The sequence below is a fragment of the Paracoccus aurantiacus genome, from assembly GCF_007993065.1.
GTDB classification, from domain to species: domain Bacteria; phylum Pseudomonadota; class Alphaproteobacteria; order Rhodobacterales; family Rhodobacteraceae; genus Paracoccus; species Paracoccus aurantiacus.
Genome location: NZ_VOPL01000034.1, coordinates 1 through 533 on the forward strand (window position 1 = coordinate 1; position 533 = coordinate 533).

The 533-nt window shown below is 63.8% G+C and carries 1 pseudogene; it reads right to left on the reverse strand.

Annotation, left to right across the window (positions count from 1 at the left end):
- Positions 1 to 503, reverse strand: a pseudogene (locus tag FQV27_RS18730) (electron transfer flavoprotein subunit alpha/FixB family protein); the annotation flags it as partial.
- Positions 504 to 533 lie beyond the last annotated feature (30 nt).

A 533-nucleotide genomic window follows, 5' to 3' on the forward strand; every position in this document is an offset into this window, starting at 1 on the left:
GCGGCCTGAGCGGTCACGCTGGCCGATCCGCCCTGACCCGCCGCATCGAACGACGCCGTACGGATGGTCATGACCTTCTTGCCGTCCTTCGACTTCACCGTCTGGATGGCGTTGCCGGCATAGACCGGGCGTTCGAACGTCTCCGCATCGACCACGCCCGACACATCGGAAATCACCATCACATCCAGCAGCGCGGCCACACGCGGCATGATGTTCTTGGCATCGGTCGTGGCAGGGGCAACGATGTGGTCGTAATCCCCGGCCAGCGACACCATCAGCGCGGCGGTCGGTTCCGCCAGACGATGACCATACAGATCATCCTCGGCCACCAGCACCTTGGCCACGCCGTCGATCTTCGCGGCCTCGTCAGCCGCAGCCTTCGCGCTTGAGCCCGCGCACAGCACCGTCACATCGCCTAAGCCCTTGACCGCGTTCACCGCCTTGGCGGTGGCATCGACGCTCAGCTCTCCATTGGTGACTTCACCCAGCAGCAGAACAGCCATCACACAACCCCCGCTTCTTTCAGTTTCGAC